Origin of the sequence: Streptomyces sp. NBC_01428, assembly GCF_036231965.1 — a bacterium.
GTDB lineage: Bacteria > Actinomycetota > Actinomycetes > Streptomycetales > Streptomycetaceae > Streptomyces.
In genome coordinates this window covers 8,755,959-8,774,741 of sequence record NZ_CP109499.1, presented here as the reverse complement: position 1 = coordinate 8,774,741, position 18,783 = coordinate 8,755,959, and the positions used below count along the sequence as shown (strand labels likewise).

The 18,783-nt window shown below is 72.0% G+C and carries 16 protein-coding genes; 2 read left to right on the top strand and 14 right to left on the bottom strand.

The window, feature by feature from the left end:
* Positions 1-25: 25 nt before the first annotated feature.
* From OG406_RS38200 to OG406_RS38165, 8 genes are all read right to left on the bottom strand, one after another.
* Positions 26-1,792, bottom strand: coding sequence for an AMP-binding protein (locus tag OG406_RS38200; protein ID WP_329190370.1), 1,767 nt, complete (start codon positions 1,790-1,792; stop codon positions 26-28).
* Complete coding sequence (locus OG406_RS38195; protein ID WP_266852683.1) at positions 1,792-2,907, bottom strand: Glu/Leu/Phe/Val dehydrogenase dimerization domain-containing protein; 1,116 nt, start codon at positions 2,905-2,907, stop codon at positions 1,792-1,794. The genes OG406_RS38200 and OG406_RS38195 overlap by 1 nt, the downstream gene beginning before the upstream one ends.
* Positions 2,908-2,981: 74 nt before the next feature.
* Positions 2,982-3,545 carry a type 1 glutamine amidotransferase gene (locus OG406_RS38190; RefSeq protein WP_329190368.1) on the bottom strand — a complete coding sequence of 188 codons (564 nt, stop codon included), beginning with the start codon at positions 3,543-3,545 and terminating at the stop codon, positions 2,982-2,984.
* Positions 3,542-4,372, bottom strand: coding sequence for an amino acid kinase family protein (locus OG406_RS38185; RefSeq protein WP_266852685.1), 831 nt, complete (start codon positions 4,370-4,372; stop codon positions 3,542-3,544). The genes OG406_RS38190 and OG406_RS38185 overlap by 4 nt, the downstream gene beginning before the upstream one ends.
* Complete coding sequence (gene argC / locus OG406_RS38180; RefSeq protein ID WP_329190365.1) at positions 4,369-5,424, bottom strand: N-acetyl-gamma-glutamyl-phosphate reductase; 1,056 nt, start codon at positions 5,422-5,424, stop codon at positions 4,369-4,371. Before argC ends, OG406_RS38185 begins: the two co-directional genes overlap by 4 nt.
* On the bottom strand, positions 5,421-6,275 hold the full coding sequence (locus OG406_RS38175) for an ATP-grasp domain-containing protein (protein ID WP_329190363.1): 855 nt from the start codon (positions 6,273-6,275) through the stop codon (positions 5,421-5,423). Before OG406_RS38175 ends, argC begins: the two co-directional genes overlap by 4 nt.
* A 1-nt stretch (position 6,276) precedes the next feature.
* Positions 6,277-6,462 (bottom strand): lysine biosynthesis protein LysW, encoded by a 186-nt coding sequence (locus tag OG406_RS38170; RefSeq protein ID WP_081222306.1) that lies wholly within the window; start codon positions 6,460-6,462, stop codon positions 6,277-6,279.
* 96 nt (positions 6,463-6,558) lie between these two features.
* On the bottom strand, positions 6,559-7,716 hold the full coding sequence (locus OG406_RS38165) for a LeuA family protein (RefSeq protein WP_329190360.1): 1,158 nt from the start codon (positions 7,714-7,716) through the stop codon (positions 6,559-6,561).
* A 255-nt stretch (positions 7,717-7,971) separates the two neighbouring features.
* On the opposite strand from OG406_RS38165, the gene OG406_RS38160 reads away from it, so the two are divergent.
* Positions 7,972-8,742 (top strand): maleate cis-trans isomerase family protein, encoded by a 771-nt coding sequence (locus OG406_RS38160; protein ID WP_329190358.1) that lies wholly within the window; start codon positions 7,972-7,974, stop codon positions 8,740-8,742.
* An 82-nt stretch (positions 8,743-8,824) separates the two neighbouring features.
* Here OG406_RS38160 and OG406_RS38155 read toward each other — a convergent pair whose 3' ends face one another.
* The 4 genes from OG406_RS38155 to OG406_RS38140 all read right to left on the bottom strand — a co-directional run bounded on the left by OG406_RS38155 (position 8,825) and on the right by OG406_RS38140 (position 13,109).
* Positions 8,825-9,499: a response regulator transcription factor gene (locus OG406_RS38155; RefSeq protein WP_329190356.1), complete on the bottom strand. Its 675-nt coding sequence runs from the start codon at positions 9,497-9,499 to the stop codon at positions 8,825-8,827.
* Positions 9,500-9,542: 43 nt separating this feature from the next.
* Positions 9,543-10,757, bottom strand: coding sequence for an IS701 family transposase (locus OG406_RS38150; protein WP_443067157.1), 1,215 nt, complete (start codon positions 10,755-10,757; stop codon positions 9,543-9,545).
* A gap of 415 nt (positions 10,758-11,172) precedes the next feature.
* A complete protein-coding gene (locus OG406_RS38145; protein WP_266852691.1) occupies positions 11,173-12,435 on the bottom strand; it encodes an MFS transporter in 1,263 nt (420 codons plus the stop codon).
* Between the two features lie 101 nt (positions 12,436-12,536).
* On the bottom strand, positions 12,537-13,109 hold the full coding sequence (locus OG406_RS38140; protein WP_266852692.1) for an SDR family oxidoreductase: 573 nt from the start codon (positions 13,107-13,109) through the stop codon (positions 12,537-12,539).
* Between the two features lie 183 nt (positions 13,110-13,292).
* Between OG406_RS38140 and OG406_RS38135 the strand changes: the two genes are divergently transcribed.
* Positions 13,293-16,676: an AfsR/SARP family transcriptional regulator gene (locus OG406_RS38135; RefSeq protein ID WP_329190351.1), complete on the top strand. Its 3,384-nt coding sequence runs from the start codon at positions 13,293-13,295 to the stop codon at positions 16,674-16,676.
* Positions 16,677-17,028: 352 nt separating this feature from the next.
* Here the strand turns inward: OG406_RS38135 and OG406_RS38130 are convergent, their stop codons facing one another.
* Both OG406_RS38130 and OG406_RS38125 read right to left on the bottom strand, forming a co-directional pair.
* Entirely contained in the window at positions 17,029-17,601 is a 573-nt protein-coding gene (locus tag OG406_RS38130; RefSeq protein ID WP_329190349.1) for a GNAT family N-acetyltransferase, read from the bottom strand.
* Between the two features lie 132 nt (positions 17,602-17,733).
* Positions 17,734-18,462, bottom strand: a complete 729-nt coding sequence (locus OG406_RS38125) for an SDR family oxidoreductase (protein WP_329190348.1) — start codon at positions 18,460-18,462, stop codon at positions 17,734-17,736.
* Positions 18,463-18,783: the final 321 nt, after the last annotated feature.

Here is an 18,783-nt window from a genome sequence, read left to right as displayed (position 1 = left end):
GTCGGGCGACAGGGGTGAAGTGCCTTCAGAGCACGGGTGATGAGGACGGCGACGGCGACGGCACGGTGTACCGCTCGCGCAGTTCCGCCTTGCGGACCTTGCCGGTCAGCGTCTTCGGAAGCGCGTGAACCAGCTCCAGCCGGTCCGGCAGGAAGCGGCGGTCGTGACCTGCCTCCGCGACCCGGTCCCGTACCTCCTGGAGGGTCGGGCCCCGGCCGTCGCGCGGGACGACGACGGCGACGATCACGTTCCCGGGCCCGGCTGCCGTGTGGCCGGCCGGCGGCTCCAGACCGACCAGCGCGGCTTCGACGGCCTGGGGATGGCTGCCGATCACCGCCTCCAGCTCGGTCATCGGCGCCACCTGGCCGTCCCGCAGGACCGCGTCGCGGGCCCGTCCGATGATGCGGATACCGCCCCTGCCGTCGTCGCGGGCGAGGTCCCCGGTGTCGAACCAGCCGTCCGCGCCGAGCTCGGCCGCGAACGCCTCCGGGCGCCGGTGGTAGCCGAGCGCAAGGGACGCGCCCCGCACCTTGAGGCGGCCCACGGAACCCGGGGTGCCGGAGGCCTCCGGCACCCCGAACTCCGGGGACGTCTCGATGCGGGTCTCCATCGCGTCGATGGCGGTGCCGTTGCTCCGCGCCGCCCACCCTGCCGGGTCCTCGGGCCGGGTGGTGGTCACGGGACCGTTCTCGGACATGCCCCACAGGGAGTGGGCGCGGGCTCCGAGCGTCTCGTGGACCTCGTCGGACAACTCCCGCAGGACCGGGGCCGAGCCGATCACCACGTGCCGCAGCGTGCTCGTGTCGCGCCGCTCGGCCCGCTGGGACGCGGCGACGTCGGCGAGTGTGGCGGGCGGTCCGTACAGGAGGGTCGCTCCGTACCGCTCGACCAGGTCGAGCAGCGCCTCGTTGCGGCGTACGTCCTGGAAGGCGACCGTCCCGCCCAGCATGACGCCGGCGAGGACACCCTGTGCGAACCCCGAGTAGTGGACCAGGGGTGTGGACACGGCCGCCACCCAGTCGTCGCCCGCCCCGAACGCGTCGACGTAGCCGCGTACGGCCGAGTGGACCGTGTTCTGGCTGTGCAGGACACCCTTGGACAGGCCCGTGGTGCCGGAGGTGAAGAGCACCACGAACGGATCGTCCGCGCCGAGGGCCAGCCCGTCCAGTCGGGCGGCGGCGCCCTCATGCTCCTCCCGTTCCTCCGCCACGAAGTGCTCGTGGAAGGGGAGCGCGCCCTCGGGGACCGGGCCGTCGACCACCAACACGTGCTCCAGGGAGGGCAGTTCACCCTGGAGCCGGGTGACGATCTCCGCCAGGGGTGTGTCCGCCCAGGTGGGAAGGGTGACGCACACGCGGGCCCCGGTGAGGCCGAGGCGGTGGCGGAGTTCCTCCTCCGTGCAGATGGGCGAGATGGGGATGATGACGGCGCCGACGCGGATGGAGGCGAAGATCAGCGGCACCATCTCCCATCGGTTGGGGAGCTGTACGGCCACGAAGTCGCCCGGTCGCACGCCGAGTTCGAGGAGGGCCAGGGCGAACCGGTCGGTGAGCCGGTTCAGCTCGGCGTAGTCCAGGGTGTCGGTGCGGGACTCCGCGACGCGCCGGCCCGCGACGGCCAGCCTGCGCGGTCGTAGGGCGGCCTGGCGGTGGAGGTCGTCGAGGAAGGTCTCCTCGCGCCACCAGCCGCGGCGGCGGTACTCGGCGGCGCGCTCCTCCGGGACCGCCCCGGTCGCAGGAGCGGTCCGCTCCCCCGCCGTCGTCCCCGCCCGCGTCGTGACAGGCGTGCTCATCAGCGGTCCTTCCTGCGGGCGGCCAGCAGTTCGGGCAGCGGGTTGCCGGCGCGGGCGGCGGCGATCTCCAGCAGGTCGCGGGTGTTCTGCCGCACCCGGTCACCGACCCAGTCGAAGACCCACGCCTTGCGCGCCTCGGCGGGCAGGTCGAAGGGGACGACCCGGGTGACGGCGAGGGCGGCGGAGGCGGCGCCGCCGATGTTGGCGATCACTCCGGGGACCAGGGCCGCCCCCGAGGCGGCCACCTTCTCCTTGGCGGCCGCGCTGGAGGCCAGGTTGGCGCCCTCCACCACCAGGCCGGCCCGCAGGCGGTGGGTGTTCTCGGCGGTGAGCGCGTACTTCTGCGCCGCGAGGATCAGGATGTCCGCGTCGACGTCCAGCCAGGCGTCGGGTTCGCCGGAGAGCCGGACGCCCTGCGGGAGGCGGCTGCGGTCGATGCGGCCGAACTGGTCGGTGACGGCGACGAGTTCGGCCACCGGCAGCCGGTCGGCGCTGATCGTGCCCTGGACGTCCGCGATACCGACGACGACGTGTCCGCGGTCCTCCAGGAACCGCGCCACCGCCCGGCCCACCGCGCCGAAGCCCTGCACCACGACCCGGGCGGGCTCGGTGCGGCCGCTCGCCTCCAGGGCGGTGATCGCGGCGACTCCGACGCCGTGGCCGGTGGCGTCGATCAGGGGCTCGTAGTACGTACGCCAGTCGATCGGCATGTCCGGGGCGCCGAGCCGGTAGCGGGGGTCGTAGTTCGCCTCGGCGAAGAAGACGGCGCGGTCGGCGGGGGTGACGCCCATGTCGATGCCGAGGTGGATGCCGCCGTGCAGGAGCGGCTTCACCGTACGGCCGAAGGTGCGGAACGTCTCCTCACGGTCGGTGCCGTCGGAGACGATTCCGGCCTTGGCCCCGCCGATGCGCAGCCCTGCCAGGGTGAACTTCTCGGTCATGTCCCGGGCCAGGCCGGCGACCTCCTCCTCGGTCACCCCGGTGGTCATCCGGGTGCCGCCCATGGCCAGACCGTCGACGAGCGTGTCGACGACCACCCAGCCCTTGATCGCGCCGCCGCTGCCGTGGAGGTGGACGGTGAGGGCGGGGTCCTGCGGCTCTTCCAGAGCACTCATGGCGAATTCCTTGCGTCCGGGGTGTGAGGGATCTCGGGGAACAGACGGGTGAGGGGAAGCGGGCGAGGCCGGGGTCACTGGTAGAGCTGGGCGAAGCCGCGCAGGATCTCCAGGCCATCCGTGCGGAACTCCAGATGGGCCTGGGAGCCGAAGACGCGGCCGTCGTCGGAGCGGAGGAACTCGACGGGCGCGTGCTCGGAGCGGCCGATGGTGCGATAGCCCACCGGTGCTTCCTGGAGGTAGAGCGTGTGCCGGTGGAAGACGGTGACCGTCGGCTTCACGTAGGCGAAGAGCGGTTCCTGCGTGTCGACCTGTGCCTCGTAGCCGCCGACCCGCTGCGGCCCTTCCTCCAGGCGGCCGCCGGCCGCGACGGACAGGATCTGCATGCCGCCGCAGATTCCGAAGACCGGCACGTCCGTGGTGGTGACGAGGTCGATCAGCGACTTGTAGTACTCGGTGTCGTACGCGCGCACCTTGGTGCCGCTCAGCACGATCGCCTGGTAGCGGCCGTCCACCCGAGCGGGTACGGACAGGGCGTCGGACGCCTCGGTGTCCGAGCCCAACGCCTCGAACCGGGAACGGAGTTGCTTCAGGGACAGGGTTCCGTTGTTGACGACCAGTACACGGGGCCGCGTCATGCGTTCGCTCCTGACGGGTGAGGGGAGGGCAGCTCGTCGGTGATGACCGTTCCGGTACGGCCGTCCAGCAGCTCGGTGACGGCGGCGCTGCCGATGACGACCCGTTCCACGCCGCGGTCGAGGGCCTCCCCCGCGGCCCGCAGCTTCTTGCGCATGCCGCCCTTCGCGCCCTTGTCGCGGAAGGCGGCGGCGTCCCGGCCGCTGATGAGCCGCACCGGCTCGCCGTCGATCAGGAGGTGGCCCACGTCGGTGACGAGAACCAGGTCGGTGGCGCCGGTGGCGCCGGCGATGGCGGCGGCGGCCCGGTCGGCATCGGTGTTGACCTCCTGGCCCGCCGCGTTCCGCGCGAGCGGGGTGACGAGGTGGGCGTGGCCGGGTCGCAGGCCCTTCAGCGGGGTCACGTCGACGCCGGTGATCGGGCCGACGAGGTTCTCCAGCTCGACGAGTTGCTTCTCCCGCCACCACCAGCGCTCGCCGTCGCCCGCGCTGACCAGTCCGTCGCTGCCGAGCAGCCGTTCCGCGGTGATGCCCCGGTCCGCGAGCCGGCCCAGCACGTCCGCGGCCAGTTCGGCGCTGACGGCCTTGATGTCCTCGATGACCTCGGGCGTGGTCCACCGGCTCTGGTTGCCGTAGCGGTCGCGCAGGATCGCCGACGGCTCGCTGTAGCGGGCGCTGAGCCGCTTGAGCGGCTTGGACCAGCCGTGCACGAGCACCAGCGGGCGGTCCCGGCCGTGGCGGGCCAGGTCGTCCCACCAGCTGCCGTCGAGGTCGTCCAGGCAACTGCCGCCGAGCTTCACGACCGTGGGGGTGAGATGCCGTCCGCTCATGCCGGCATCACCGGCTGCTGCGTCAGCCCGGTCTCCTCAGGCAGGCCGAACCGCAGGTTCGCGGCCTGCACCGCCTGTCCGGCGGCGCCCTTGACGAGGTTGTCGAGAGCGGCGAGCACGACGATCCGGCCGCCCTCCTCGTCGTGAAGGACCGTGACGTCGGCGAAGTTGGAGCCGAGGACGACCTGCGGGTCGGGCACCGGGATCAGCGTCTCGTCGTGCCGTCGCACCCGCACGAACGGGCGTCCCTTGTAGAAGCGCAGGTACGCCCGCGACAGCTCGCGCTGGTCCACCTTGTCGTCGGTGAAGACGTACGAGGAGGTCAGCAGACCGCGCACGTTGGAGACGCCGTACGCCGACATGGACAGGTTGCCGACGGCGCCGGGCTTGCTCCGCTCCAGGAAGTCGGCGACCTCGGCGGCGTGCCGGTGCCCGGTCGGCGAGTACGGGGCGATGGCCCCGGCCCGGAACGGGTGCAGGTCGGAGGTGCGCAGTTGGAGTCCGCCGCCGCTGGAGCCGCTCTTGCCGTCCACCACGACCGTCTTGAGGTCGAGGCCGAGGCCGAGCGTGAGCGGCGCCAGCCCCAGGGTGATCGCGGTGGCGTAGCAGCCGGGCAGCGAGATGAGCGGGGCGTCCTTCAACTGGTCGCCGATCAGCTCGGGTACGCCGTAGACGAAGCGGTCGGCCAGGTCGGTGCGCCGGGCGACCTTCGGGTACCAGCGGTCGTGCAGCTGCGGGGTACGGATGCGGAAGGCGCCGCTGAGGTCGACGACCGCGGGGACGCGGTCGGCGAACCGGGCGGCCAGCTCGGCCGAGGCCGGTGCCGGGGTGGCCAGGAAGAGGACGTCGACCCTGTCCGCGACCTCCTCGGTGACGGGCTCGACGGTCAGGCCCTGGTGGATGCGCAGACCGGGGTGGAGTTCGGAGGGCCGCCTGCCGACGCTGGAGGAACCGCCGAGGAAGGTCAGTTCCAGGTCGGGGTGCTGGGTGATGAGTCGGATGAGTTCGCCGCCGGCGAGCCCGGAGGCACCGACGACTCCTGCACGGATCATGCGAGCAGCTCCTGCACGTAACGGCCGATGGCCGAGGGGATGTCCGCTCCGGTGGCGGCGGCCACCGCGCGGAAGCCGGGCGCGTGGTTGACCTCGTTCACGACGTACCCGTCGGGGGTGTCGAAGAGGTCGACCCCGTAGATCCCGGGTCCGAGGACGTCCACCACGCCGTCGACGATCTTGAGTACGTCGGGGTCGTGGGCGACCGCGCGGTTCTTGTTGCCGAGGGCGGCGTTGTTGCGCCAGTCGCTCCCGCTGCTCTCGAACTCCGCGGCGCCGATCAGTTCGCGCCCGACGACGAAGCAGCGCACCGAACGGCCGCCCAGGTACGGCTCGACCACACTGGCCTGCTCGAAGGCGTGCGCCAGGTCCTCGATGTAGTCGTACACCGAGTGGGCGGTGTCGGCATGGCGGATGAGCGTGACCCGCTTGCCCATACCTCCGAAGACGGGCTTGAGGACGAGGGGCAGCGGCAGTTCGCCGAGCGCCTTGTCGAAGTCCTTGCGGGAGAGCACGAGCCGGTGGTCCGGCACCGGCACGCCCGCCGTGTGCAGCAGGGCGCGCAGGCCGGCCTTGTTCTCGCAGGCGTGGATGGCGCGGGCCGTGTTCAGGGTGGGGATGCCGGCCGCCTCGGCGAGGGTGGCGATCAGTCCGCCGCGGGTGTAGCTGCGGCTGCGGATCAGGAGGGTCTCGTAGCCCCGGACGGCCGGGGCGTCCGGGTGGCCGAGGGAGAGGGATTCGTCGTTGATCCAGTCCAGACGGAGACCGAAGGCAGGCGCCGCCTCGATCAGCAGGCGTTCCTCCCAGGCGATCCGGTCGGCGACGAGCGCGACAGCGCGCTGACCGGCCACGTCACTGACCCCAGTCGCGGAGCTGTACCTCGATCATCTCCAGCGTCAGACGACCGTCCTCGACGGCCTCGACGCGGAGGGTCAGGATGCACTCGGGGCAGGAGAGAGTCTCGCCCTTGGTGACCGGGGGCACGGTCAGGTCGGTCTCGCACTCGGGGCATACGCCGGTCAGGGTGGCGGTGGACATCGGTCAACTCCGTTGGGATGGGCGGGACATACGGGTGCGGTGTTTGTGCGTGCTGGGTGATCGTGCGTGCGGGGTGCTGCTGTGGGTGCGCGCGGTTCAGGTGTGCGCGGGGCGGAAGTCGATCGCGGCCTTGCGGATCGCGTCGCGGTCGAGCGTCGGGCGCCCGTCGCGCTCCTGCCGCTGGGCCAGCCACGGGGTGAAGGCGCCGATGTCGACCTCCAGGCCGGAGTCGGCCAGCGCCCAGGCGACCAGAGCGGTGGTGAGTCGGCTGCGAACACGCAACTCTCGCCTGTTGCCGACGAGTTCGGCGGGCAGTGTCTCGTACGCCTCGGGGTGGTTCAGCTGCCCGGGGAGTTCGTAGGCGAAGGCGTGCGGGGTGGTCGGCCCGGACTGGAAGGCGTCCCCCAGGCCGGCTCCGCCGAGCGCGACCCTCGACAGTTCGGTGAGGTGGCTCAGGTCGAAGCGGGTGTCGCCGTGGATCACGCGCAGCGAGGTGAGCAGCTCGGCCAGCGGGGCGTTGCCCCCACGCTCACCTATGCCGCCGACGGTGGCGGAGATCCATCGGGCGCCGGCCCGGACCGCGGCGAGGGAGTTGGCGACGGCCATGCCCAGCATGTTGTGGGAGTGGATCTCGATCTCGGAGCCGTCGATCGCGACGATGTCCGCGATCACGCCTTCCATCTGCCAGGGGGACAGATAGGCGACGGTCTCCGCGAGCCGGAACCGGTCGGCTCCCGCCGCGAACCCCGCCTCGACGTAGGGGACGAGCCGCTCCTTGGGGGTGCGGGCGCCGTCCTCGCCGCTGAACGTGACGTGGAAGCCGCGCTCCTTGGCCTGGGTGATCGCCGAACGGGCCAAGGTCTGGAGGAACTTGGGGCTGGCGGAGTCGAGCTTCAGCCGTGCGTGTTCCTCGGAGGTGGGGATGGAGTACATGATGTGGCGCACGCCGAGACGCTCGGCCTCGTCGAGGGCCCGCGCGACCTGACGGCGGTCGCGTACGACGAGGAGCGTCATGCTGCGTTCGGGGCCGACGGCCTCGTGGGTGGCGAGGACGAGTTCGGCGTCCTTGGAGTCCGGTCCGGAGACCATGCCCACCTCGACGAGTTCGACGCCCGTGCGCACCAGCAGTTCCGCGATGGTGGCGGCGTCGTCGGAGCCGAACTCGACGCCCGCCATGTGCGCGGAGTCGCGCAGTGTCGCGTCGGATATGCGGGGCGGCCTCTCCAGTTTCTCGAGGCTCTCTGCTTCTGCCATTTCCTTCACTCCTAGTTCCCGAAGGTCCGTGTTTCCGAAGGGGTCCGCGCATCGGAATTCGAGGACACCGGCCTGATCGCCGTTCAACATCCTTCGCGGCCCGGCCCGAAAGAGCAACATCGTCCGTGTCAGGCCTGTGTGGTGAAGTGTCAAGGAGTGTCAAGAAGGAAAGGGATTGCGGAGCGGGTGTGGGTTGCGCGCCAAATATCGGTCAGGGAAGGGACGCTCACGGAATCCAGGTCCTAGCGTGCGGTCATGGATCTCTTCTCGCTGCCCCGGCTGGGGGTCGTCGTCCCGCCGGAAAACCCCACGGCGGAACCCGAGTTCAACCATCTGCTCGGCACCGCGATGAATGTGTACACCTCACGGTTCCCGGTGACACCGGGAGCCGGGCTCAGGGCCATGCTGGAGTCGTACAACGAGGTTCTCCCGGCCCTGCTCGACAGCTTCGGCGAACTGCGCCTGGACGCCACGGTGGTGGCGTGCAGCGCCTCGCACTATCTGCTGGGCCCCGAGGGCGACCGGGCCTTCTGCGACGCGTTGTCCCAGCGCGCCGGCTCCCCCGTACGATCCTCGACGCAGGCGATCCTCGCGGCCTGCGAGACGCTCGGGGTGGACCGCCTGACGCTCGTCTCCCCTTACCAGCCGTGGCTCACCGACACCTCGCGCTCCTTCTGGGAGCGAGCCGGTCTCACGGTCGACGGGGTGGTGCTGGTTCCGGCGCGCACGGATGCGGACGGTGGTGCGCACTACGACCCGTACGAGGTCACGACCAGGACGATCCTGGGGCGGATACGGGAGCGGGAACTGCCCGCCGACACCGCCCTGTTGTTCACGGGCACGGGCATGGGCACCCTCGCCGCGCTGAACGAGCTGGCGCGCCGGGATCCGGGGCGCGCGCTGCTGTCCTCGAACCTCGCGTCGGCCTGGTGGGCGCGTCGGGTGGCGGGTGTCACCGAAGAGGCGCACCACCCCTTGCTGCGGAGGCTGGAGCGCACGTCCGGCCGCGCGTCCGTCCGCACGTAGGCACGCGCGCAGCTCCGCACGGCGTGGCGGAAGGGGCCCGGGAACACGGCCGCGCGTCCCCGGGCTCTCACCGGAGCGGCACTCAGCCGGCGGACGTCTCGGCCATGCGCCAGGCGTGTCCCATGCGGTAGCCGACGCCCCGCACCGTGATGATCCAGCCGCTGGAGCCCAGTTTCGCCCGGAGACTGCTCACGTGCGTGTCGATCGTACGGCTGGTGTGGCCCCAGTTGCTTCCCCAGACCCGGGCCATGAGTTCCTTTCGCGTCACGACGGTTTCGGGGGTCGCGGCCAAGGTGTAGAGCAGCTCGAATTCCTTCGACGTGACACCGACGAGCCGGTTGTGCAGCCGAACTTCACGCAGGCGGGGATCGATATGCAGAGGGCGGAGGGAAATGGCGTCGGGAAGTACCTGCCGCGGTTGGGAACGGCGCAGCACCGCTTCTATTCGGGCGCCGATCTCGCGGAATCCCCAGGTTTTCACCACGCAGTCGTCCGCGCCCGCGTTCAGGGCGAGAACACGGCCCAGAGCGTCGTCGGCGTCGGTGACGGCTATGAGCGCGGTCTCACCGCTGTTCCGCAGCTCTCTGCACAGTTCCAGTCCGTCGATGTCGGGCAACTCCAAGGAGAACAGCAGCAGATCGGCGTCACCGGCCGCGCGCAGTGCACGCTCTCCGGTGCCGACACTGCGAGCCGTGAATCCCTGGCGCCGGAGGTCGCCCACCATGGTCGCGGCGTTCTCGGCGTTCTGCTCGACCACGAGTACCTGTCGCACGTGCCCACCCCTGTTCCTCGGCTTCACGTCAGTTCGAGGCGCCGGCGAGCGCGCCGGCCGGTGCGCGGGGCGGGTCCGGTGGGACGGCTTGTCCGCGGCGGCCGTTCAGGCGTTGGTAGACGTAGGCGGCCGAGGCCATGGTCATGTGATGGTGCCAGCCGGGGAAGGAACGGCCCTCGAAGTCGAGGACGCCGAACCGCTGACCGAGCGCGTTCACGGCGGAGAGCGCCGCGGCGTGGCTCCGGGCCAGCCGGAGGTTCTCCGCCACGCGCCGGTCCGTGAGGGTCGTGAGCCAGTAGCGCGCGGGCCCGCGGCCTTCCGGGTCGGGCCGTTCCAGGATGCGGTACGGACGGGCGTCGGGTTCGTCGGCACCGCCGGGTGCGGGCAGCCCGACGCTGTCCGCGTGGGTGTGGACCGGCACGGCCCTGACGGGGCCGTCGGGGGTCTGCCGCAGGAGCACGTGTGTCTGCCGGCCGTGCCGCGCCTCCATGAGCGTGCTCACCGTCGTGACCAGGGGGGCCTGCCGTCCCGTGACCACCTGCTGGTCCGGGGAGACCTCGCACACCACGTCGGCCCGCAGTCGGGCGAGACCCGCGAGGACCCCCACCACGTCGTCGCACCGGGTGAGGTCCAGTACCCAGGGCAGGCGCGGGAGGTGAGGCTGCTCGGCCAGCTCGGCGGCGTACCGGACGACGTGATCGGCGGCGGTGCGCCCGGCTTCCGCCACGGGGATGCGCGCCCGGCGCCTGCGCTCGCGGTCGGAGTCCCACACTCCGCCGAGCACGAGGCTCCAGGCCACCGGGTAGGACTGGGTGCCCGAGGTGAGGAACAGTCCCAGAGCGCGCTGGCAGTTGACGGTGCGTCCGGTCTCCGCGTCGACGCGCCGGTGCACGCCCGCCGAGTGCTCGCCCCGCTTGGGAATGACGAGTTCGGCGACGGTCCAGGCGTGCGGAGTCGTCCGCGCCGCCACCAGTCGGGTGAGCCGTCGGCGCACCGGGACCCAGTCCCACGGACTGGCGTTGATGAACTGGTGCAGGCCGCGCGCCGCAACCGCGGGTAAGGGGCTGGCCCGGGCGATGCGGCGCAGTGTCTTCTTGCCGGACACATGGATCAGGGCCCACAGATACACCTGGGCCCAACGACGCTGCTCGGGGCGCTGGTTCATCCCGAAGACCTCGTCCATGAACGTCCGCATGCGTGCGCCGTCGTCCGGCGCCCCCGCGCGTATCCCACTCGACGACATCCGACGCCACGCCCCCTCGATACCGGTCACCGCCCGCACCCGAGTGGATGCATGGCACATACGTACGAGGTGAAAGTACCGTTCCGGCCAGGGTTTACCCGGGTCCGCCGTCTACTTTGCGAGATCGCGGGCTGACCTGCGCAAACGCCTCTCGAAGGGCTTTGGGCGGACGGCGCGCGAGGAGCAGGGGAGGCGCTCCACCAGGGGTGAAGCGGTGCGACGGACATGTCAGGTGAAATATTAACAAGTCATGAACTTGCCTCACGTGCCGCACGCGGACACGGATTTCGGCGGCAGCGTCCCGGTGGCCGGGAGAGTGCGCCGCCCGGCGCGGGCCGGTGATCACGGGTGGACGACCGACCGCCGCAGGAACGCTCATGGCTCCTGCGGCCGGTCGTCGCCCCCCCCTCGGCGCTCAGGCGGCCTGGTCCGCCACCGGCTCCTCGGAAGGAGCGACGGGTCGTCGGGCGGGGAAGCCCGCCCGGCGGGCGTACAGGACGACCGCGATCACCGGCAGCAGGAGCAGCAGGACCGTCCAGGGGAAGGACTCGCTGCCGACCACGTCGAGCAGGACGCCTCCGACGATGCCGCCGCCCGCCATTGCCACGTTCCACAACGTCACGAGCATCGCCTGGGCGGAGTCGGCGGACTCGCCTCCAGCGTCCCCGACAGCGGTCTGGAGCAGCGTGGGCACACCGCCCCAGCCCAGACCCCACAGCACCGCGGCGACATAGACGAGTGCGGTGGTGTCGGAGAGGACGGCGAGGAGCGCGGCGGCGAGGGCGACCAGCAGCGCGCCGCCGATCGTGAGGCCGCGCAGCCGTCGGTTGATCTGCGCCCCGACGATCCAGATGCTCGCCAGCGACGCGGCGCCGAAGACGAGGAGCACCAGGCCGGTGCTGCCGCCGAGGCCCAGGTCGTCGAGGTAGGTGGCGATGTACGCGTACAGGATGGTGTGGGCGAGGACGAAGACGAGGGTGACGAAGAGGACCGGAGTCACTCCCGGGATGCGCAGGGTGGGCAGCATCCTGGGCCGCTCGCCGCGTTCCTGTCCGGGGAAGTCCGGGACGGCCGCGGTGATCCACGCCAGGAGCAGCAGGGTGAGCGCCGTCATCGCGAGGAACGCCACGCGCCAGCCGAGCCAGTCGCCGAGGAACGTTCCGGCGGGCACACCGAGGGCGAGCGCGACGGGGATCCCCGCCATGGCGACGGCCATCGCCTTGCCCTGGAGGTGGGCAGGGGCCATGCGCCGCGCGTAGCCGGCGAGCAGGGCCCAGGCGACGCCGGCGGCGACACCGGCGACGAACCGCGCCGCCATGGTGAGTTCGTAGACGGACGACACGGCGGTCACCGTGTTGGCGAGGGCGAAGCCTCCCATGGCGGCGAGGAGCAGTTTCTTGCGTCGCCAGCCCGCGGTGGCGGCGGTGAGCGGGATCGCGGTGAGGGCGGTGCCGATCGCGTAGACGGTGACGGTCTGGCCGGTCGCTGACTCGCTCACATGGAGGTCCCGGCTCATCGCGGGCAGCAGACCGGCGGGGAGGGTCTCGGTCAGGCTGGTGATGAAGACGGCCGTGGCGAGGGCCAGCAGGGCGAACAGCGGGAGTTTCCGCCGTTCCTCGCCTTCACCCTTCGGTTCGGATGCCGCAGCGGCGGGCGCCGTGTCGGGTGCGGTGCTCATGGGATGTGCTCCAGGTTTTCCGGAAGGGGGTGGGGGACGTCGAGGGGCGTGGGGACGGTGAGGGACATGGGGGACGGACGGCGCACGGGGCGGTGGCCGGTTCACGGGAAGGCGAGGCCGCCGTCGACGGGCAGCCGCACGCCCGTGGTGAACGTCGCCTCCGTGGCCAGGAAGAGTGCGGCGCGGGCCACCTCCTCGGCGGCACCGAGACGGCCCAGCGGAGGCAGGGGGACGGCGCCGGCGCCCGGCGCCTCGATACAGCCCGGGGCCACCGCGTTGACGCGGATGCCTCGGGCGACGAGTTCGGTGGCGAGCGCCCGGACGACGTCGGGGCAGGGGGTCGGTGCCGTGAGCACGATCGCGCTGCCGTCCCGGAGATGGGGCAGCAGGGGCCGCGCGGTGGCCACGGCGTCGGAGAACAGGAGGTCGAGGCCGCCTTCCGTGGCGGCCTCGGGACCGGTACCCGCCGGTGCGACGAGCGCTGCTTCGAGGGCGGCCGGGGTGACGACGCGGGCGGCGGAGCCCAGTTCGGCGACCGCGTGGGCGCGCTCGGGTGCGGTGCGGACGGTCAGCAGGACCGTGGCCCCGCCCTCCACGAGCCGCTTCGCGATGGCCAGGCCGATGCCGGTGACCTCGCCGACGACGAGGGCCTTCCTGCCCGCGTACCTGGTCATGTGTGCCGCTCCCTTCGGGGGTGCCCGTTCCTCGCCGGTGCGTGGCGCCTCCCCGAAGACGACTCTGCGCCCGGGCCCTTCGGGGAACCTTCCGGAATCCTTCGGGCCCGCCCGTGGGCGGGCGGCGGCACGGCCCCGGCGAGAGCCGCGGAGGCCGGTTCCCCGGACATGTACGGTGTGACCATGCGGTTTGGGGTGCTCGGGCCACTGATGGTGTGGGACGGCGAGGGCCGGGAGGTCAAGGTCCCCGAGGCCAAGGTCCGGGCTCTGCTGGCGGCCCTTCTCGCGAACGACGCAGGGCCGGTGTCCGCCGACCGGCTCATCGAGGACCTGTGGGGCGACGTGCCCCCGGGCAATCCCCGCGCCGCGCTGCAGGCCAAGGTCTCCCAGCTGCGCCGGGTCGTCGGCCGCGACCGTGTGGTGCGGCAGCCGCCCGGCTACGGGCTGCGGCTCGACGGCGACGACGAGGTGGACGCCGTACGGTTCCGCGCCCTGGTGACCGAGGCCCGCCCCGTCCAGGACCCGCGCACCCGGGCCGCCCTGCTCACCGAAGCACTGAACCTGTGGCGCGGGCCGGCGTACGCGGACTTCGCGGACGACGGCTTCGTACAGGGAACCGCGCAACGCCTGGCGGAGCAACGGCTGTCCGTGCTGGAGGACCAGGCGGAGGCGCGTCTGGAGGCACAGGACCACGCGCTTCTCGCCGGGGAGCTCGCCGACCTCGTGGCACGCCATCCCCTTCGGGAGCGCCTGCGCGCCGTCCAGATGAGGGCGCTGTACGCGGCGGGACGACAGAACGAAGCGCTCGCGTCGTACGACGATCTGAGGTGCCGTCTCGTCGAGGAACTGGGCGTCGACCCGAGCCCCGAACTGGCCGCCCTGCACGGCGCGGTGCTCCGGCAGGACCCCGAGCTGAGCGCGGAGACCTCCCGGAAGGGAGAGCGGGGCCCAGCACCCGAGGTGCGGAACGGCGCGACGAGCTCCACGGCCGCATCCGGTACGGGGCCCGCCGCCTCCGCGCACGCTCCCGGGCCGGGCGCGCACTCGAATCTTCCCGTTCCCCTCACTCCACTCGTCGGCCGCCACGAGGCGCTCGCCCGACTGTCCCAACTCCTCACGGAACAGCGGCTGGTGACCCTCACCGGCCCCGGCGGCGTGGGCAAGACCCGGCTGGCCGTGGCGGCGGCCACGGCCGAGCGGGAGAGTGCCGAGACCGGTCGACCGGCCGACGGGGTATGGCTCGTGGAGTTCTCCGGCATCCGCTCCGGCACCGCGGCGGACCTGGCGCAGGTCCTCGCCGCCACCCTCGGCATCCGGGACGACACCCCTCACTCCCTGCCGGGCACCGGCACCTCGGACGCCTCCCTGCCGCATCGGCTCGCCGCGGCCCTGCGCGACCGGCGCACCCTGCTCGTCCTGGACAACTGCGAGCACGTCATCGACGCGGCCGCCGAACTCACCGAACTGCTTCTGCGCACCGCGCCCGGTCTGCGTGTCCTGGCCACCGGGCAGCAGCCGCTCGGTCTGGCGGGCGAGGCGGTGTTCCTCGTCGAACCCCTGCCGCCCACCGACGCCGTCCGCATGTTCATGGAACGCGCGGCCTCCGCGACCCCCGGTTTCCCGCGCGACCCGCAAGCGCCGGACGAGACCGAGCGGCAGGCCGTCGCCGAGATCTGCGGCCGTCTCGACGGCATCCCGCTCGCGCTGGAACTCGCCGCAACCCGCGTACGGGCCCTGGGAGTGAAGGGGCTGGCGGCCCGGCTCAACGACCGCTTCCGGGTACTGACCTTCGGACAGCGCGGGGCGCCGGCCCGCCAGCAGACCCTGCGGGCGGTCATCGACTGGAGCTGGGAGCTGCTCAGCGCACCCGAACGCATCGTTCTGCGACGCCTCGGCGCGCACAGCGACGGCTGCGACCTGGAAGCCGCCGAAGCGGTCTGCGCGGGTGACGGTGTCGCCCGGGACGAGGTCCTCGACCTCGTCACCCGCCTGGTCGACCGGTCCCTGGTCGTCGTGGTGGAGGGACCCACCGGCCCCCGCTACCGCCTGCTGGAGTCCGTCGCCGCGTACGCGACCGAGCAGCTCCACGAGATGGAGGACTTCACCGCCGTCCGGGACCGTCAACTGCGCCACTACCGGGCCCTCGCCGAACACGCCGAGCCGCATCTGCGAGGCGACGCACAGCAGTTCTGGCTGGCCCGGCTGGACGCCGAGGCCGGCAACCTCCGTACGGCACTCGACGAAGCGTTGCGCCGCGCGGGTGCGGGGGAACCGGAGGAGGCGGTCAGGCTGACCACCGCTCTGGCCTGGTGGTGGCTGTTGCGGGGCCGGCTCAACGAGGCGCGCCGCAGACTCGGTTCGGTCCTGGCCACCACGTCCGGCTCCTCGGCGCCTGCCGAACTCGCTCTGCTGCAGGCGGCGTTCGCCTTGCTCACCGGGGACCCCTCGGCGGTCGCCATTGCGTCGGCGAACCGGTGCACCGGCACGGGAGACGGCCTCGACACCACGAGCGGCCTCGGCACCCGCGCCGAGGCGATCCCCGACCCCGTCCGGCGCTCCCGCGCTCTGTGGCTCTGCGCGTACGGACTGTTCTGTGCGGGTGACACCGCCGAGGGCGACGAGCTGAACACCCGCGCCCTCACCTTGTCCACCGCTGCCGGGGACCAGTGGGGCACTGCTGCCGCGCTCGGGCTGCGAGCGTCCCTGGCACTGGCCTGCGGCGACCTCGCCGGACTCGGCCGCGACGGCCTGCGCAGCGCCCGGCTCTTCCGCGAACTCGGCGACCGCTGGGGCGAGTTGCAGACCGTGTCCCCTCTCGCCGCACTCGCCGAGATCAAGGGAGCCTACGCGGATGCGGAGCGCCGCCAGCACGAAGGGTTGCGGATGGCGCGCGAGTTGGGCCTGGAGGCGGAGGTGTCCGCGCGGCTCTCCGGGCTCGGACGCCTCGCGCTGCTCGCCCGCGACTGGGACCGCGCCCGCAACCTGCACGAACAGGCACGCCGGATCGCCGTCGAGCAGGGCTACAAGTACGGTGAGATCCACTCCGTGATGGGCCTCGCCCTCGGTGCGCGCCGCTCCGGAGACCTCGACGCGGCCGAGACGCATCTGCTGCGGATCCGCGACGGCTACGCCGACGTGTCGTCCCGGGCGGGTGACCACCTGCTCCTCGCCGAACTCGGTTTCACCGCCGAGCTCCGCGGCGACGCGAAGGGGGCGTCGAGGCACCACCTGGAAGGGCTGGAGATCGCCCTGCTCCTTGCCGAACCTCGCGCTCTGGCCCTCTCCCTCGAGGGGCTGGCCGGCGCGGCGGCCCTGCCGGGGCAGGTTGAGGCCGCCGCGTGCGCGGCCGAACTCCTGGGCGCGGCGGCAGCAGCCCGCTCCCGCGCCGGAGCCCCGCTGCCACCCGCCGAACGCGGTGACGTCGACCGCGTCACCGCTGCGGCGCGGAAGGTGCTGGGCGTTTCCGCGTTCACGGAGGCGTACGAGCGTGGCGGTCTGCTGACGGCCGAGGAGGCGATGCGCCACGCCCGCACGGGACTTGACCTGTCGGGGCGGGATGCGGGTTGACCGAACGGGGCTCCTGGCCGTACCGGGCCGGTGGAGCGGACACGGGAACTCCGGGATCGAAAGCCGGCACGGACGTCGCATCAACGACCGGCGGCAATCGAAGGATGCGGAACCTTCGGTTCCAACCTGGGGCGGCGGACAGGACCGGCACGTCCTGGGGATCTCGTCGGCTGACCAGGACGTCTCCCGACCGACCGGGACGTCTCGCCGACCGACTGGGACGTGCGTGGCGTCGACGCCGCGCCACGGGCCACTTGCACCGTGATGTGGACCGTGATGGGGGGGGACCCGCCTCAGAGGCCGGACGGCGGTCGCGCACCTGGAATCCTGATCCGCGAAGGGTGGCTTCGGGTCAGGCGTCGGAGATCGCCGACGACCTGAGGGAAGCGCCCACGACACCGTAGCCGCGGTCCCCGATGGTGAACTCCCCCATCGGCGTCATACCGAAGCCGTCGACATGGACTCTCCACGACGTCCGGTTGGCCAGCTCGATGAAGGCGACCATCGCATCGGCTCGTCCTGACCCCGCCCGGAGGGCCGCCGTGTACAACCCGCGAGCCACCCACTTCCCGCGGTACGCGGTGGCGACCACCACAGGTCCGTAGAACAGCCACGGCGTGGCACGGAGCGGCCGGCCCTGCCATCTCAGGGAGTCCTGGGCGTCCAGGACCGCCTGGGCGGGTGGCGGCGGATCGGTCATGTTGTCCGGGGCGACCAGACCGAGCAGGCCGGCCAGGAGCCCGTCGTCGTCCGCGACGAGAAAGCTCCTGTCCTCGGCCATCGAACGCAGGGTGCCGGCATCGAGGCCGCCCTGGACAAAACCCTGTTGAGCGCGCTCCTGCTCCGTGAGCGCGTCGTAGTGGTGCGCCGCGAACAGTTCGGCCATGGCCGGGGCGTCGGCCGTAACGGCGTAGCGGTAGTCCATGGCACTGGCCTCTCCGTGCGGGCCGGGACGAGTCCCGCCTCGTTCAGCGGGGCTCTCAGTACCGTCCGCCCCGGGCGAGCATATGAGGCCGGAGCCCGTCACGACGGCGGGACGGGCAGGCCTTGAGCCGCGTCAGGAGAGCCAGTCGGTGTAGCGCGTGGCCGCCAGATGAGCGCTCCTGTCGGTGAGGACGTCACCGTCGACCGCGGCGAACATGCCGGCGGCGGGGTCGGTGACGACGGTCCTCGGGTCGCCCTTGTGGGACAGCGTGATGCGGCCCAGCTCGTCCAGGCTGAAGACCTCAGGGCCGCCGATGTTGCGGACGGCGTTCAGCGGGGCGCCCACGGCGACCTCCGCCACGGCGTCGGCCACGTCCTCGGCGGCGATCGGCTGGATGGGCGTGGCGGGCAGACGGACGGTGTCGCCGTCGGCGGTCCAGGACAGGACCGCGTCCATGAACTCCATGAACTGCGTGGCCCGGACGATCGAGTAGGGAAGGGGTCCGGCCTTGAGGACCTCCTCCTGGAGGACCTTGGCGCGGTAGTAGTCCAGCTGCGGCACCTGGTCCACACCGACGATCGAGAGGATGACGAAGTGACGGGCGCCGCCCTTCCGGGACGCGGTCAGGAGGTTGTCCATCGAGGTCTGGAAGAAGGCGAGGGAGGCCTCGTCGAACGTCGGCGAGTTGGTCAGGTTGACGACGACGTCCGCTCCCGCGACCGCCCGGTCGAGTCCCTGGCCGCTGATGACGTCGATGCCGGTGGACTGGGAGTGCGGTACGGCCTCGTGTCCGGCGGCGTTCAGCTTCGTGACGACCTGCGAGCCGATCAACCCGGTTCCGCCGATGACTGCGATCTGCATAGCGCGCCCTTCGTCGATGGGTGGCACAAAACGAGTCAAAGTATGCATCCGCGAAGTGACCCGGAAGCGGTGCCACCCTCGACGGCGGGACGTCGGCTCGACGTCGACGCGTGGGGTCGACCCGACGCGTCGAGAGGAGGAGTCGTAGGCCGGTGACCCCGTACGGGGCACGGAAGCGGTGCCGCCGGTCCGGGCTGTCGCCCGGCACTGGCCGGTGTCCGGCGAGAGGCGGCGCGAGCCGGCGCCGACCGACCGCGAGCATCGCCGCCGATGTGGGTACCCGGACCGACGACAGCTGCGCGAGCGGACGGAACCGGCAGG

Bases quoted from the DNA above. Each gene is read 5' to 3' on its own strand.
- argC (WP_329190365.1), bottom strand. From the start codon at position 5,424: ATGATCCGTGCAGGAGTCGTCGGTGCCTCCGGGCTCGCCGGCGGCGAA.
- OG406_RS38190 (WP_329190368.1), bottom strand. From the start codon at position 3,545: ATGACGCGGCCCCGTGTACTGGTCGTCAACAACGGAACCCTGTCCCTG.
- OG406_RS38125 (WP_329190348.1), bottom strand. From the start codon at position 18,462: ATGCAGATCGCAGTCATCGGCGGAACCGGGTTGATCGGCTCGCAGGTC.
- OG406_RS38145 (WP_266852691.1), bottom strand. From the start codon at position 12,435: ATGAGCACCGCACCCGACACGGCGCCCGCCGCTGCGGCATCCGAACCG.
- OG406_RS38150 (WP_443067157.1), bottom strand. From the start codon at position 10,757: ATGTCGTCGAGTGGGATACGCGCGGGGGCGCCGGACGACGGCGCACGC.
- OG406_RS38200 (WP_329190370.1), bottom strand. From the start codon at position 1,792: ATGAGCACGCCTGTCACGACGCGGGCGGGGACGACGGCGGGGGAGCGG.
- OG406_RS38140 (WP_266852692.1), bottom strand. From the start codon at position 13,109: ATGACCAGGTACGCGGGCAGGAAGGCCCTCGTCGTCGGCGAGGTCACC.
- OG406_RS38160 (WP_329190358.1), top strand. From the start codon at position 7,972: ATGGATCTCTTCTCGCTGCCCCGGCTGGGGGTCGTCGTCCCGCCGGAA.
- OG406_RS38185 (WP_266852685.1), bottom strand. From the start codon at position 4,372: ATGAGCGGACGGCATCTCACCCCCACGGTCGTGAAGCTCGGCGGCAGT.
- OG406_RS38170 (WP_081222306.1), bottom strand. From the start codon at position 6,462: ATGTCCACCGCCACCCTGACCGGCGTATGCCCCGAGTGCGAGACCGAC.
- OG406_RS38135 (WP_329190351.1), top strand. From the start codon at position 13,293: ATGCGGTTTGGGGTGCTCGGGCCACTGATGGTGTGGGACGGCGAGGGC.
- OG406_RS38165 (WP_329190360.1), bottom strand. From the start codon at position 7,716: ATGGCAGAAGCAGAGAGCCTCGAGAAACTGGAGAGGCCGCCCCGCATA.
- OG406_RS38130 (WP_329190349.1), bottom strand. From the start codon at position 17,601: ATGGACTACCGCTACGCCGTTACGGCCGACGCCCCGGCCATGGCCGAA.
- OG406_RS38195 (WP_266852683.1), bottom strand. From the start codon at position 2,907: ATGAGTGCTCTGGAAGAGCCGCAGGACCCCGCCCTCACCGTCCACCTC.